We start from the raw sequence: 14,373 nt of genomic DNA, 5'->3' as shown, positions 1-14,373 counted from the left end.
GCCCATTGCTGCAACACAGGTCCCGAAGGATAGCTAATCCGCCTGCGGCAATCCCACCTGCTTTCGCTCACGCATCCGATCGACGAGCAGCGAGTAGGCGACGTAATATTTGTAGATGTTGCTGACATATTGCACCGTCTCGCGTCCAACGATCGCCGCGGCACCGTTTTCGACGTTCCCGAACCAGACATTGGGATCGAGCCCCATCGTCCTCGCTTTCTCCCGAAATTTCCGGAGGTTGCCGGGGCCGGCATTGTAGGCCGCGAAGGCGAAAAGTTGGCGGTCCTTCGGTGATAGGGCCTCGTCATCGATATATGTCTTGATCAGGTGGCGCAGATATTTGGCGCCGGCCTCGACATTGCGATCCGGGTCCTTGTCGATGCCGCTGATGCCGATCACCTTGTCCTTGGCCGTCGATGGCAGCATCTGCATGATGCCGACCGCCCCGCGCGGTGACCGCCGGGACTGATCGAGTTGCGATTCCTGGTATCCCTGGGCCATCAGCATCAGATAGTCGAACGTGTAGGTGTCGCCGTATTTGCGGAAGATTTCGATGAGCGTCTGGAAGCGCTCAACGTCCGAGGGCGAATAGGCGCGCTTGACGATCTTGTCCTGCTTGAAGTAGCTGTTGCGCAAAATGTTGCCGAAGGTGGTGCCCACCTTGTGGGTTGCCACGAAGGCATTCAGTTCCGCCATCAGCTCGGGGCTGCTCTTGCGGATGGCCCAGGCGATCTTCCCTTCAGACGACAAGACGACATCATCGCGTACCTTCATGTCAGAAAAGACATGCGACCAGATATCGGCCTTGTAGCCATCGACGATGGTGAAGGGCAGAAGGTCGGCATTGACCATCTCCATCAGGTCTTCGTCCTCCAGGCTCTCGTCCATGGCATCGATGACGATCTCCGGTTTGCCGGCGGCCGCCAGTTCCTTGTTCTTCCCCAGAAGATGCTCGTGATAGCTGCTCGATGGCCGGACGGCGACATGCTTGCCCGAGAGGTCGTCGATGCTCTCCAGCGCTGGACTTCCGGGCGCGGCGACAACGACCTCCTGCGCATCGCTGTAAAGTGGGTCGGTGAAATCGACCTCCTTCAAACGATCGCCGGTGACGGTGAGGTTGGCCATGACGATATCGCCAAGACCTTCGTTGAGCGCCGGCAGCAGCCTGTCGCGCGGCATGGGCACGAAGACGATGGTGATGAGATCGATCTGCTTCTTCCGGTCCTTGTTCAGGACCTTCTCCAGCTCCCGCCCGAATTCGACCGCCGTGCCAAACTGGCGCCCCTTGTCGATGAAATAGACCGTCTTGCTGAACGGCACGAGCACCCGAACGATGCGGCGCTCCTTCATCGCCTGGAGATCGATGACGTGCTTCTCGATCAGGGCAGGCTTTGCGGCAGGTGTCGGCGTCTCGGCCTGGCCAAGCCCCGGCAGGCCAATCGGACCGACAAGGCCAAGTATCAGCAACCAACCACTGTGTATTGCCATCACTGCCTCTCCTGCAACGATTAAGCGCGTCGCTTCGACCGGGGATCACCAATGTACCGATGGCGCCGGCCAGCGCCTGCGGGAAGCCAGCCCGCCTCACTGGCAAGCGAAACAGGAAAATCATCGCGCTGTAAGTACGCAACGGTAAAACGCGGTGTAACAAGTGCAGACGCAGGAAGCCGGTCTCCCTGCGTCTGCAGCGTCTGATGTTACTGTGGTGCGAGCCGCTCTAGCTCGTTCAGCCGCTTCAGGGCCGCCTGCTGGCGAAGCAGGGTGTAGTTGATGCCGCTCGCGTTCAGCGAGCTGCCTTCCTGATATGGGAACTGGTCAAAGTCGGAGAAGAAATCCTTGATCTTCGCCTGAACGGGAACCAGCAGCCACATGTTGCGGGCAAGGAACTCCATCGCGCCCCCACCCTCTTTGAGGCCCCTTTCATAGGGATCCATACGAAGATTGAAGATATTGGCCCAGCTCGGGATCTCGCGGGTAGCGGTGGCGATATTGCCCTCGCTGTTGACCGCGAACGCCAGTTTCCAGTCGTTCCAGCGAATGGCGTTCAGATTGCCGCCCTGGTCGAAATAATAGACCGAGTCGCGAGGTCCGCTTTGCACCTCGCCTTTCAAGAGCGGCATCAGGTCATATCCATCAAGATGGACCTTGAAATCCTTTGTTCCGGATTTGAAGCCCGACTTCATTTGCTCCTTGATATCCGACACGCCTGCCGCGCTTGCGAATGTCGGCATCCAGTCCATGAGCGTCACGATGTCGTTGACCTCGGTGCCCGGCTTTACGACGCCTGGCCAGCGGATCATCATTGGAATTCGGAAGCCGCCTTCCCAGGTCGTCCCCTTCTCACCATGGAACATGGTCTGTGCGCCGTCCGGCCACAGTGCCAGCTCGGCGCCGTTGTCGGTGGTGTAGAGGACGATCGTATTGTCGGCGATGCCGAGCTGATCAAGCTGGTCGAGCAACTGGCCGACATGGCCATCATGTTCGACCATGCCGTCAGCGTGGATACCCTTGCCGGTCTTGCCGAGCGAATCCGCCTTCAGATGCGTGAAGACGTGCATTCGCGTCGAGTTGAACCAGCAGAAGAAGGGCTTTTCCGCCTTCGCCTGGCGATCGATGAAGTTCTTTGCCGCAGCCAGAAACTCTTCGTCGATGGTCTCCATGCGCTTGGTATTGAGCGCGCCGGTATCTTCAATCTTTCCGTCCGCGCTGGACTTGATCACGCCGCGCGGCCCGAACTGCCGGCGGAACGCTGGATCCTTCGGGTAGAAGTAGCCTTCCGGCTCCTCTTCCGCATTGAGGTGATAGAGGTTGCCGAAGAACTCGTCGAAGCCATGCTTGGTCGGCAGGTGCTGGTCCTGGTCGCCGAGATGGTTCTTGCCGAACTGGCCCGTCGCGTAACCTTGCGTTTTCATGACGTCGGCGATCGTCGGCATCCAGTCCTGGATTCCGTGCGGATCGCCCGGCATGCCGATGGTCAGGAGGCCGGTGCGGAACGGTTCCTGGCCGAGAATGAAGGAGGCTCGTCCGGCCGTGCAGCTCTGCTGGCCATAGGAGTCGGTAAAGATCGCGCCCTCCTTGGCGATACGATCGATATTGGGTGTCCGATAGCCCATCAGCCCCATCGTGTAGGCGCTGATCTGCGGGATGCCGATATCGTCGCCGAAGATGACGAGGATGTTCGGCTTCTTGCCTGTCGTCCCCGACTGCGGCTGGGCGGCCTGTTGTGCTTGAGCGCTGGCAGTGTTCCCCATGGAAGCAGCCGCCAGAGCGGTTACGGCAAGAGAACTTCCGCCAAGCAGAAGGTTGCGGCGGCTCACGGATGCCGATTGGGAATCGCGGTTGCCACTTTCGGTATTATCCATCTGGTAGTCTCCTCGATTGGAACCGTGCCAGGATAGACAGCGCGACTTCTCGCATCCGCAAAAGGACGTTGCGTTAAATCGAGCGTAAAACTCCGACACATTGCGACGTGCAGGTCATGCGTTAAGCTTGATCGGTGTCGGCTCTTGTTTGCCACGGAGATCGAGGCAGGCCTGACAACCAAGACGGTAGCTTCGCTTTAGATATCGCGCGAGAGGTTCGTACCGTTCGTACTGTAGCCGTGTTCCGGGTTCAGCGGCGGAAGGCTGCTCTGATTGGCAACACCAGCCGTTTTCCTGACATCGACGGCGGACGCCAGAGCCTTGCGATCGAAATTGCCGCCTTCCCGTTTGAAGAGCCTTCGCGAAAGCACCTCCACTTCGGACAGCAACCCAGCGGAACCTGCCCGCGCCCACATGTCAAGCGTGCGGAAGCCCAAGTGGCGGCTCCATTGCTGAAGGGCGTTGTAGACCTCCATTTCAGGCGCGGTCAGGATCGTCTTTCGCAGCCCCTTGAGACGATGGCTGTAGGACGAGCGGCGTCTCTCCCGAGCACGCTCGATCCGTGACCTGATCGCGGGCAAGGCCCGGTAGCCGATCCAGAACACTCCCAAGACCGCAAGAAAAAGCACGATGGCGACCGCCGCCTTCTGGCGCTGGACATAGGGGAGCGGGCGGGGCGCATCCTCGAGTACCGGCTTGATTTCGGCAGCGGGGCTCAAGGCAGCCGATACGTTGATCGTCATCGCGGGCAACGAGGCGGATTTGCTCTCGTGGCTCAAGACGTCGAACCAGCTGTAGGATACCTCCGGCAAGACAAACGCCCCTTCCCTCTCTGCCGTATAGACAAATGTTTCGGTTCGCCGGCTGGCCGTGTTGCGCCCAAGGGCGATACCATCCTGGATGGCGGGTGCGTTTTCATATCGGTGAAGCCCGGCTGTGTTTCCCGGGTCCAGCGGCGGTATCATCATCGCCTGGGTATCTTGCGCGGTGATCGATATCGTTCGGGTCAGCGCATCCCCGACCTTCATGGAGCGGGCGTCGGGATCGAACGACTGCTCGACCACAAGATTGCTTGCCGCGAACGTGACCTGCTGCCCCTGCCCCACCACCCCCTCGACATTGAAGGACACCGCCGGCGCATTCACCGTCGCCTTCGTTTGCTTGCCGTCGAAGGTACGGCCGAACTCGATGCCAAACGCCGGCAATGTGTAGGCGCCGGAAACCTGGGGGACGATCGCATACGTCTTGCGGATGCCGGTATATTGCACGCCGTCGATCGTTTCAGTGAGGTTTTGCGAGCGCTCGTCTGGAAGCGTGACCAGAGCATTGGGAAGATCGAAAAGCGGAAACTGCGGTGGCGACGTGAAGAAGTCGGGGACGTAAACATCCACATCGACAAGGACCTGCTGGCCGGCAACGACCCCGCCTTTCCCCTCCACAGTTGTTCGCGCGAAAGGTTCGGCACCATGTGCGAATGAGGGGACGGAAAGCAAAGCGGCGAAGAGGATTGCCTTTCTCACGGCTGCGCTCCTTCGGCCTCGATCGCGAATTTCCTGGCCATGAGGTCGGCGGGACTGACCTGGATGTTCTTCATCCACATTTCCGAAGTCTGCTCGGCAACCGCCATTTCGCCGGCCTTGCCCTTCTTACCCTTGTCATCGAACTGAATGCTGTCGGGTTTCTGGTTCGGATCCTGTTCCTGCTCTTGCTCCGCATCCTGTTGTTGCTTCAGCAGTTGTTGGGCGATCGCCAGGTTCGTGGTGGCGTCGGGCCATCCCGTTCGTTGCTCCAATGCCTTGGTGTAGGCGGCGACCGCCTCTTTGAGTTTACCCAGATGCAGCAACGCGTTGCCCTGATTGTACCAGCTCTCCGGCGTGTCGACGGACGCAAAGGCGTCGAGCGCATCCTGGTAGCGGGCGGCGCGATAGAGGGCCGTGCCTTTCCACATCGGATCGCGAAAATGGTCGGCGGCCGTCGGATAGTCGCTCTTCTGGTAGGCTTGGCGCCCCTGCTGGTCCGGCGTCAGCCACATGTCGGCGAAATCGAAGGCGGAAGCCGATGTTGGTGAGAGGACATGAATGGCGAGGAAGACTACGGACAACCTGACAAGCCAGCCGCGCCGGAATGAAAGCGCCGACAACAGCGCCGCAGGAGCGATCAGCCACCAGCCGAGGTCGTGCCAGCGATCGCCCTGCGTCGCCGTTTGCTGGACGAAATTGGTTCGGACACGCTGCACCAGCCATTGAATATCTGTGTCATCCTGGGTGATGGTCGCGACATCCGCGCCGGTATCGCTGCCGAACTTTTTCAGGGCATCGACATCAAGTTTGGCCGTCAGTCGAGCGCCGCCGGCACTGTCGAGAAAGCTGCCGTCGGCCTGCTTCACCACGCCACCCTCCGACGTGCCGATACCGAGAACGACGATGGCGCTGCCGATCTGCTTGGCGCCCGCGGCAGCCGCCGGTTCGATGCCTTCCGTGAGAAGCGCGATCGTCCCCGAGGTTCCATCCCGTTTCAGGAGGTCGTCGGCCAGCTTCAGTGCGGCCACGGTGTCCCTGCCGGGCTTCGGCATGATGCCGGTCGCCAGTGCATCGGTGTAGGTCTCGATCAGTTCCGCATCGTCGGTGAGCGGCACGACGAGATGGGCGGTTCCGGAATAGGCAATCACGGCGGTCCGCGCCCCGTTGCGCGCCGCAAGCAGGTCATCGATCTTCAGCTTGACCCGCTCGATTCGGCTTGGAGAAATGTCGATCGCATCCATCGTCGGAGAAAGATCGACGGCAATCACCAGCGAGGCGGTATCGGCGACGAACGGCGGCGCCTCGCGTTTCCAGGTCGGCCCGGCGACGCCAAGCGTCGCGAGCGCAAGCAGCGCGGCGAGAACCCAGGCAGGCGCATAGCGATGCCTGCGATCCGGCTGAACGATCAGGCTATCGAGCAGGTGCGGCGCGATCAATCCTTTCCAGCGGTTGCGGGTATCCCCCGCCCGCGATGCCATCCAGATGATGATGGGCGGCGCGACAAGGGCAAGGAGCCACAGTGGACGGAGGAAGTGAAAGTCCGCAATCACGCGCTGGCCCTCCTGCGGATGAGGCCAAGCATGCCGGTCAAGCCGTACCACGCGAAGGCAATCGCCACCGCTGCGCCGAGAGGCCAGTGGAAGAGCTCGATGCGCGGCCGCCAGGAAAGCTGCTTCTGATCTTGTGGCGTGATCCGGTCGAGCTCGTCATAGATATCCTGCAGCTGCTTCTGGTCACCGCCGAAGAAATAGCGCCCGCCGGTGGTCTCGGCGATCTTCTGCAGGGACGGCGTATCGAGTTTGTCCTCGCCCGTCGCGCCCGGGTTGCCGATCCCTACCGCATGAATGAGGATGCTTTTGGTCCTGGCGATATCCGCCGCCTTGAGCGGCGGCATCTTGCTTGCCGTGTCGTTGCCATCAGTCAGAAGGATCATCACCTTCTCGGGCACCGTGGTCTTTTCGAACATGCGAATGCCGAGACCGAGCGTATCACCCAGCGCCGTTCGCGGCCCGGCGATGCCGGGAAGCAGCCCCTCGACCAATGTCTCGACCAGCGCATGGTCCATCGTGAACGGTGCCAGGGGGTAAGGAGCATCGCCGAACGCAATCAGGCCGATGCGATCGCCGGGGCGCTTGGCGACGAAGTCCGCGACGACGGTCCTCACCGCATCGACACGCGCCTTCAATGCTCCGTCGGGCGCCACGAAATCGCGGGTGTCCATCGACTGCGAGAGGTCGAGTGCCAGGAGAATGTCGCGCTGCGGCTCGGTCTTCTCCAATGGCGGCTCGACATATTGCGGACGCGCCAGGGCGACGACGATGAGACACCAGACGAGGACATCGATGACTATTTGCGCCCGGGACCGTCTGGGCACCACTGAGCCAACCGTGGGCTCGACACCGGCAGCACGGGCGACCTGATCGAAGAAAGCCAGCCGGACCGACGCCGCGGTCTCGCGATGCGCCGGCACCAGCCACCAGACCAGCAGCGGAAGAGGCAGAAGCAGCAGCGCCCATGGCATATCAAGCTGATACATGATGCCTCTCGATCCAGCGCCGCGCATCGCGCAGGAGATCATCCGTGACATCGGCGCCCGGTATCGCGCCGCCGCGATATTCGAGATCATCGAGATAGCGTTTCAAGGCGTCGCCGATTTCGCCACGAGAGCTCAGAAACCTGACCCATTCGTCACCCGAGACCGCCGCGATCGTCTTGCGTGGCCACGCCGCCAGCGCCGTTCGCTTGAGCAATTCCGCGAGCCGCGCGCTTGCTCCAGCGCGCGTTTGGCCGTTTCCGAGATCGCCCGCGATCTCGTCGAGAAGCCGCAGCGCCTCGCGACGATAGGCATTGCGGCGCCAGCGCTTGTAGGCAAGCAACCCGCAGAGCAGGATTGCCGCCAGCAGGATCAGCGCCAGAGCGAGCCACCCCCAGGTCTGCGGCATCCAGGAGACGGGCTGCAGGACTGCGATGTCCTTGAGAGAACGAAGGGCAGCCTCGGTGATCGGATCCGGTCGAGCCTCCTCTTCCATCACCGCCTCCGTTGCCGCCAGGCGGATTGCTCCAGCAGGCTCCGCAATTGAGGCGCGACCTCCTCGGCCGCGGAGATCGGAAGCATCGGTAGCCCGAGTTGACGCTGCCAGGCGCGAAGTTCGTCGCCACGGTCCTTGGCGAACTTGTCGATGGACCGGCGCACCGCTGGCTGGCCCAGCGGCAACTCGGCCTGCAACGTTCCACCGCTGACGACAATGTCACCGGAGGACGGCAATTCGAGCAGGAAGGGATCATAGACAAGCAGACAGACGACGTCGTTTCGCGAGGAGAGTTGCAGCAGCATCTGGCGCGTCGTCTCGCTGTGGCCGTCGAAGTCACTGACCACGACGACAAGAAAATCATGCTGGGCGATCTCGGCCACCCGGTGCAGCACCTCATCGAGCGCAGCCGGCGACGGGGGAACCACGTAGGTCGCATTCAGTCCGCCGTTCAGGCTGGCGATCCTGTCGGCGAAAGCGATCACCGCATTTCGGCTGCGATGCGGCTTCACGTCGCTGATGGTCTGGTCGTCGAACACAAAACCGCCGACGCGATCACCGGAACCCAGAATGCGCCAAGCCGTCAGCATCGCGGCCTGCGCCGCCGCGACCGATTTCATCGCCAGCCGGCTTCCGAAGAACATGTTGATGCGCTGATCGACGACGAGAATGGCGGGGCGCTCCTTCTCCTCGCCGTAAACCCTGACGACAGGCCTGCTGGTGCGTGCCGTGACGCGCCAGTCGATCGACCGCACATCGTCGCCGGGAAGGTACTCGCGCAGCTCCTCGAAGACGAGACCACGGCCTCGCATGGCCGATTGCATGCGCCCGGCCAACTGCTGGTGACTGCGCGCCTTCTGGACAAAGGTAAGGTCTCGCGCACGCCCCTCGAGCGCGACCAGCTGCTGTGTCGTCACATGGACGCCAACCTCGCCGTCCCGCTCGCCGCTCATGAGACGGCCACCAGCTCGACGATGCGATCGATGACCTGGTCTGCCGTGGTGCTGGAAGCATGGGCCTCGTAGGACAGAATGAGGCGATGTCGGAAGACATCGTTCGCCACCGCCTTGACGTCGTCAGGCGTCACATAGTCGCGTCCCTGCAGCCAGGCGTAGGCACGCGACACCTTGTCGAGCCCGATCACTCCGCGCGGGCTGACGCCGACCTGCAGCTGCTTGGCAAGGTCCTTGTCGTAGCGATCCGGGTAGCGCGTGGCGATCACGAGAGAGACAATGTATTTTTCGACAGGCTCGGACACGGTGACCGCACCGATCTCCTTGCGCGCATCGAAGATAGACTGGGGATCGAGCCGCACGATCGTCGAATGCGGCTTCTTGTCGTGAGAGGCGTTCTCTTCGTCGCGGTTGAGACGCATGATCGCCCCTTCCGACGTCTCGTCGGGATAGCCGACCTCGACATGCATGAGGAAGCGGTCGAGCTGTGCTTCGGGAAGCGGATACGTGCCCTCCTGCTCGATCGGGTTCTGCGTCGCCATCACCATGAAGAGATCGGGAAGAGGATAGCTTTTGCCCCCGACGGTCACCTGCCGCTCTTCCATCGCCTCAAGCAGCGCCGATTGCACCTTGGCGGGCGCGCGGTTGATCTCGTCGGCGAGGATCAGGTTCGCGAAGATAGGCCCCTGCTGAAATTTGAACTCGCCCTTCCCGCCCTCGGAAAAATAGATCTCGGAACCGGTGATGTCGGCGGGCAGCAGATCGGGGGTGAACTGGACACGCGACAATTCCGAATCGGGGTTCTTCGCCAGGCTTTTGATGGCTCTGGTCTTTGCAAGCCCGGGCAGGCCCTCGACGAGCAGATGGCCATTGGCGAGCAGACCAAGCAGCAGTCGCTCGACCATCGCGTCCTGGCCGATGATCGACTGACCGACACGCTTTCCCAGGTCAAGAATATCCTCACGTGCCGCCACTTTTGTTCCTCCGCCGCTGCCCGGTCAGCCTTGTCTCCGGTAAGCTAGGTACCGGTCCACACCCCGGCAAGCCGTGAACATGTTCGTACATGTGCGCACCTACCGCCGTCGTCCACGCGCGCAATAATCGCAACAGAGTTCCCATGCGGAAATGGTCGCCATGGAGGAATTGTCAGCGATTATCAGCCGGTTTCCCGCGCATGAGCTAAGCATTCGTCGCCTCTATGCCCGTGCGCCCGAATTCCGCAGCCTCTGCGAAGACTATGCGACCGCGCGATGCGCGCTTGAACGCTGGATCGCGGACGAGCGCAAGGCCGACGATTTCCGCCGATTGAGCGAGGAGATCGAGTTGGAGATCCAGGAGTTGCTGGAGCATTCCATGGATTGGAACAGGCACTGACAGTTCGCGACCTTGAGCCATCAGGGATTTGCCTTCTCGTGCAACCGCATGTCCGCTTGCGTCTTTCCCAACGCGGCCGCGACCGACGCCGCGATGTCGTCCTGCATGGCGAGAAACGCGCCGCTGGCGTAAGGCCGTTCATACTTTCCAATCCAGACAATACGCCGCGTCGAGACCTCCGTGAGACGAACGGTCACGCGCACACTCTCGGCTCCCGCGACGGACTGAATGACCCCGTCGACCACATATGTCAGCCCCAACCGCCGTCCGACCTCGACGGGGTCCGCCGTCTGCTCCAGCGCGCTCTGCGGGAGATAGAGACGGATATCGGGAAAATGGCTCAACCTCGCCAGCACTTCGTCGGAGAAACCTTCACCAAGTACCCGCCGCGACACGTCGGACGTCTTGAAAGGAAGAACGGCCAGCGCCGGGCCATGGATCTGCGTCGCTGCGTTTCGGGCAAGAACCACGGCCATGACGGTTATCGCCGCGACCATGAGCATGACCATCCCAAAACGGAGTGAGCGGCCTGAGAATCGCCGTGTCTCACGGAGGCTCCCGGAGACGCGCGCGGGCGTCGTATCGGGGGCCGGCCTGCTGGCCGCATCGAGATGCGTGATAAAGGCCTCCGACGTAGTCGTACTGTCGAACCACTCCATGACAGGCGCATATTGCCCTTTCGGGATGGTAATCCGCAGCGGACTGTGGCGGCCGGCGGAGACGTAGTAGCTGTTGAGATCATGACGCAGCCGCCGCGCCTCGAGCCGGACCACCGGGTCGCTTTGGGGATCGAAGCTTTCATCGCGTCCGAACACGATCGTGGCGATCGTATAGCCCTTGAATCCCTTGTCGCGACCTGCCAGCGACTCCTCGACCAGATATCTAAGAAGCTTGCGGCGCCGTGTCGTCGACTTGAAGTCCGGACTATCCAGGATACGATCCAATTCCTCCTTGACCTGACCGGGCGGCAGGGCAAGTCCCGATGGCATCAGCTGATCGAATGAGTTCGATGGCATGAGGGCCCTGGCAAAATTGCTCGTTCACGCATTGGCAAGGACCCCACAAGGACCCTTGCTGTCCGGGATCATGTTTCACTCAATCAGAAATCGATGAAAGTACGTTACGGTAAATTTTACGGTGAAGGGCGCTCCCACAGGCTCGACACTGTGGGTCGAATTGAACTCATGCAAAAACGAACTTGGCGCGCATTGCTGCGGGCAGGTTGCGAACCAGCGGGCGTGTTGCTTCATCTGTCACGATATGGTCGATCTCGTGCAGCGGCGCGATCACCGATAGCGCAGTGCGGTCGAATTTCGAATGATCGGCCACCACAATCACAGTCCTGGCGACACCGATCATGGCTTGCTGGACCGCACCGATCTGCGGGCTGGTCGTGGCGATAACGCCGCGCTCTAGATCGACGGCGGCAACGCTGAGAATGGCCTTGTCGACGCTATAGCCGCGAACGCTATCCACGGCAATGGGCCCTCCAAGCGAATGGTTGAGGTCGATATATTCTCCCCCCACTAGATAGACCTTTCCGGCACCCGCCGCCTTGAGGACGGAAAGCGTGTCGGTTCCGTTCGTGACGAAGGTAAGTGAGGGCCGGCCGGCCAGACGTGTTGCAACCTGCAAAGATGTCGTGCCGCTGTCGATCATGACGGAATCGCCCTCGACAATGAAATCCACCGCAGCCGCCCCAATACGCGCTTTTTCTTCGGTATTCGTCATTTCCCGGATAGACGTGTCGTAGTCCAGCGTGGATTGGCTGACGATCAAATCGCCGGTACGGCCCCGCTTGAGCAGTCCCCGGGATTGCAGTTCCGCCAGATCGCTTTCGATAACGGCAACGGATACGCCGAGCAGGCCCGGCAAAAGGTCTCTGTCAAAGCTCGCCTGGTTGCGCAAGTGCTCCATCAGTCGAGCCTGTCTCTGCGCGCTCGATGCCGATTGGTCTTTTTCCAGTGTATTAGTCATCAAGGCGCTCCAATTGGCGTTGGCGGGTTCATGAACGATCTTCGGTGTTTTGGTGGGCATGTTGCGCGGAATTCCGGGCCGAGATTGCCGCATGGTCGACTGTCCGGTTCCGTCCGGAATGCTTGGCGTGATACAGCGCCTCGTCTGCCTTGCCGTATAAAGCGACAGCATCCACGGCATTCTGCACCATACAGAAACCGAGCGAAATGGTGATCGGACCATAGTCGATATCCGACTTTATCCCCCTGAACGGGGAGCCGGCGATCGCAAGGCGAACCGATTCGCAGATGGATGTCACCTCGTCACTGGTCTGTCCGCCAACGACGATGGCAAACTCCTCTCCCCCGGTTCGAGCCACGAAAACTTCCTTTTTCAGGCTAACGCGAAGGATGGAGGCGACTGTCGTCAGAACCTTGTCCCCGGCAAGGTGCCCATGCGTGTCGTTTACCCGTTTGAAATGGTCGATATCGAGCAGGATCAGCGCCGACATTTCCCATTCGCATCGGTCCTCGAACATGAGCGCAAGCCGCTCGTCGAAGGCGCGGCGATTGGGAAGATGGGTCAGGGAATCCGTACCGGCAATCTGCTTGTATTCATCGAGCTTACGCCGCATCTGGTCCAGTTCATTGAACCTGTGCACCGCTGCAGCCTTCTGTGCGCGACCAAGTCCCTTTACCCTGTCATTCGCCTCGGTCACCGTTTCGATAATGCAATGCAGAAGAACCACATTGGCGGACTTACTCTGATCGGCTTCGGCACAAACAGAGCCCAGATCGTCGCCCCGCTGTTGCAGCAGCTGCTTTTCGTTGCGAAGTGACTGAAGAAGAGCACTGAATTCCGCCACGAGCTTCCGCTGGGACACGTCGAGTGCGCTCAACCACTGTCTATGCTCAAAACAGTATTCACTTGCTTTATCGCAGTTATCACCAGCGCCGCGCTCACTGCCTTCATGCACCGGCGCCGGACGTAGGCATCCGCAGGTCAAGCAACGCAGTCGTAGATCGTCGCCGGAGAAATCAACGGGCTCAGCGCCGGCCGTCCGCACACGCAAGAAAGGACGATCCATAGCTTCCGTCTCGGCGATCGCCTGTTTGCACGCGGATATACTTCGATATGTCACGTTCGTTGCCTCGGCTTTTCGGCCAGACTTGCGGCCTTATTCTTTGAGCCACCATCATTGCCGACAAATTTTCGAAGATAAATTCATGCTCGAATTCGATCACAAAATGGCGACGACGAATTAAAAGAGTCCAAACAACAGCTTGAACTCCGAAAATGTCATAAAAGTTTCATTTGATTTGATCGTATTCGATCGTATTTATGCTCGCATACGATCACTCATCATGAGCGCCACCAATCATGGACGACGAAACAAAGGACAGCCACTTCGCCTCGGCCGCGCAGCGGCAGGCCCGACTGCTCGGGCATCTGCGAACGGAAATGTTTGCCGACGCGCAAGCGTTGAAGGACGCGCTGGGCGTATCGATTGCGACCGTGCGACGAGATCTTACCGAACTGGAGGCGCGTGGCCTGCTCAAACGCATGCATGGCGGTGCTGCCATCATCAACCAGGCGACCCGCGACCACGTCGTCTCGGTTCGCGAAGAGATCAATGCGGCCGAAAAGGCGCGCATCGGCGCGGCAGCGGCAGAGATGATCGTTGACGGCGATGCGATCATGATCGACAGCGGAACCACATCGCTGCAGGTGGCCAAACATCTCGCAGGCCGCCCGTCCCTAACTTTCGTGACCAATGGAACTGACACATTGACCCAGCTGGTCGCGGGCGGCCACAAGGATGTTCACCTGATCGGCGGCAAATATATCGAGATCAACCGCTCGCTCGGTGGTCCGGCCGCCATCGAAGCCATTCGCACATTCAGTGTCGACACGGCGATCTTGAGCGTTGCCGCTGTAGACCTCAAGCGCGGTGTCATTGCCACCGTCGGCCCCGAGGTCGGCGCTGTCCAGCAGGCAATGATCGAGATTGCTCGGACAGTCATCGTGGTCGCCGACAATTCGAAATTCGACCGCACGGCGCTCTCCGTGATCGCGCCGCTGAAGAACATCGATCACATCGTCACCGACGAAAAGACAAGGCCGCTTGTGGCGTCTCTTTCAAGCGAACTGCAGGCGAAGTTCATCTTCGTCTGAACGT

The 14,373-nt window shown here is 60.5% G+C and carries 13 protein-coding genes; 2 read left to right on the top strand and 11 right to left on the bottom strand.

Features of this window, described 5'->3' with window-relative positions; translation table 11 throughout:
* Positions 1-33: 33 nt before the first annotated feature.
* The 8 genes from ACIQUB_RS27155 to ACIQUB_RS27120 all read right to left on the bottom strand — a co-directional run bounded on the left by ACIQUB_RS27155 (position 34) and on the right by ACIQUB_RS27120 (position 9,838).
* The gene (locus tag ACIQUB_RS27155; protein WP_402934062.1) at positions 34-1,488 is read right to left on the bottom strand and encodes a transglycosylase SLT domain-containing protein; all 1,455 of its coding nucleotides are present in this window, start codon (positions 1,486-1,488) and stop codon (positions 34-36) included.
* Between the two features lie 209 nt (positions 1,489-1,697).
* Positions 1,698-3,362 (bottom strand): arylsulfatase, encoded by a 1,665-nt coding sequence (locus tag ACIQUB_RS27150; RefSeq protein ID WP_402934059.1) that lies wholly within the window; start codon positions 3,360-3,362, stop codon positions 1,698-1,700.
* Positions 3,363-3,559: 197 nt separating this feature from the next.
* Positions 3,560-4,960 (bottom strand): hypothetical protein, encoded by a 1,401-nt coding sequence (locus ACIQUB_RS27145; RefSeq protein ID WP_402934056.1) that lies wholly within the window; start codon positions 4,958-4,960, stop codon positions 3,560-3,562.
* Positions 4,879-6,432: a VWA domain-containing protein gene (locus tag ACIQUB_RS27140; protein WP_402934053.1), complete on the bottom strand. Its 1,554-nt coding sequence runs from the start codon at positions 6,430-6,432 to the stop codon at positions 4,879-4,881. The genes ACIQUB_RS27145 and ACIQUB_RS27140 overlap by 82 nt, the downstream gene beginning before the upstream one ends.
* The gene (locus tag ACIQUB_RS27135) at positions 6,429-7,418 is read right to left on the bottom strand and encodes a vWA domain-containing protein (RefSeq protein ID WP_402934050.1); all 990 of its coding nucleotides are present in this window, start codon (positions 7,416-7,418) and stop codon (positions 6,429-6,431) included. Before ACIQUB_RS27135 ends, ACIQUB_RS27140 begins: the two co-directional genes overlap by 4 nt.
* Positions 7,405-7,911: a DUF4381 domain-containing protein gene (locus ACIQUB_RS27130; protein WP_402934047.1), complete on the bottom strand. Its 507-nt coding sequence runs from the start codon at positions 7,909-7,911 to the stop codon at positions 7,405-7,407. Before ACIQUB_RS27130 ends, ACIQUB_RS27135 begins: the two co-directional genes overlap by 14 nt.
* Positions 7,911-8,864: a DUF58 domain-containing protein gene (locus ACIQUB_RS27125; protein ID WP_402934045.1), complete on the bottom strand. Its 954-nt coding sequence runs from the start codon at positions 8,862-8,864 to the stop codon at positions 7,911-7,913. The genes ACIQUB_RS27130 and ACIQUB_RS27125 overlap by 1 nt, the downstream gene beginning before the upstream one ends.
* The gene (locus tag ACIQUB_RS27120; protein ID WP_402934043.1) at positions 8,861-9,838 is read right to left on the bottom strand and encodes an AAA family ATPase; all 978 of its coding nucleotides are present in this window, start codon (positions 9,836-9,838) and stop codon (positions 8,861-8,863) included. Before ACIQUB_RS27120 ends, ACIQUB_RS27125 begins: the two co-directional genes overlap by 4 nt.
* A 160-nt stretch (positions 9,839-9,998) precedes the next feature.
* Between ACIQUB_RS27120 and ACIQUB_RS27115 the strand changes: the two genes are divergently transcribed.
* Positions 9,999-10,238 (top strand): hypothetical protein, encoded by a 240-nt coding sequence (locus ACIQUB_RS27115; protein ID WP_402934040.1) that lies wholly within the window; start codon positions 9,999-10,001, stop codon positions 10,236-10,238.
* A gap of 20 nt (positions 10,239-10,258) precedes the next feature.
* Here the strand turns inward: ACIQUB_RS27115 and ACIQUB_RS27110 are convergent, their stop codons facing one another.
* The 3 genes from ACIQUB_RS27110 to ACIQUB_RS27100 form a co-directional block, all read right to left on the bottom strand.
* Positions 10,259-11,254, bottom strand: coding sequence for a hypothetical protein (locus tag ACIQUB_RS27110; protein WP_402934038.1), 996 nt, complete (start codon positions 11,252-11,254; stop codon positions 10,259-10,261).
* A 166-nt stretch (positions 11,255-11,420) separates the two neighbouring features.
* Positions 11,421-12,275, bottom strand: coding sequence for a DeoR/GlpR family DNA-binding transcription regulator (locus ACIQUB_RS27105; protein WP_402934036.1), 855 nt, complete (start codon positions 12,273-12,275; stop codon positions 11,421-11,423).
* Positions 12,244-13,092 (bottom strand): GGDEF domain-containing protein, encoded by an 849-nt coding sequence (locus tag ACIQUB_RS27100; protein WP_402934033.1) that lies wholly within the window; start codon positions 13,090-13,092, stop codon positions 12,244-12,246. Before ACIQUB_RS27100 ends, ACIQUB_RS27105 begins: the two co-directional genes overlap by 32 nt.
* Positions 13,093-13,574: 482 nt before the next feature.
* Here ACIQUB_RS27100 and ACIQUB_RS27095 point away from each other — a divergent pair, with 482 nt between their 5' ends.
* Positions 13,575-14,369: a DeoR/GlpR family DNA-binding transcription regulator gene (locus ACIQUB_RS27095; protein WP_402934031.1), complete on the top strand. Its 795-nt coding sequence runs from the start codon at positions 13,575-13,577 to the stop codon at positions 14,367-14,369.
* The last annotated feature ends 4 nt before the right edge of the window (positions 14,370-14,373 follow it).

It is taken from the genome of Rhizobium sp. NPDC090275, assembly GCF_044772225.1.
Classification (GTDB): Bacteria; Pseudomonadota; Alphaproteobacteria; order Rhizobiales; family Rhizobiaceae; genus Rhizobium.
Note: the sequence above shows the minus strand (reverse complement) of the source record. Positions and strands in the feature narration are given on the sequence as shown.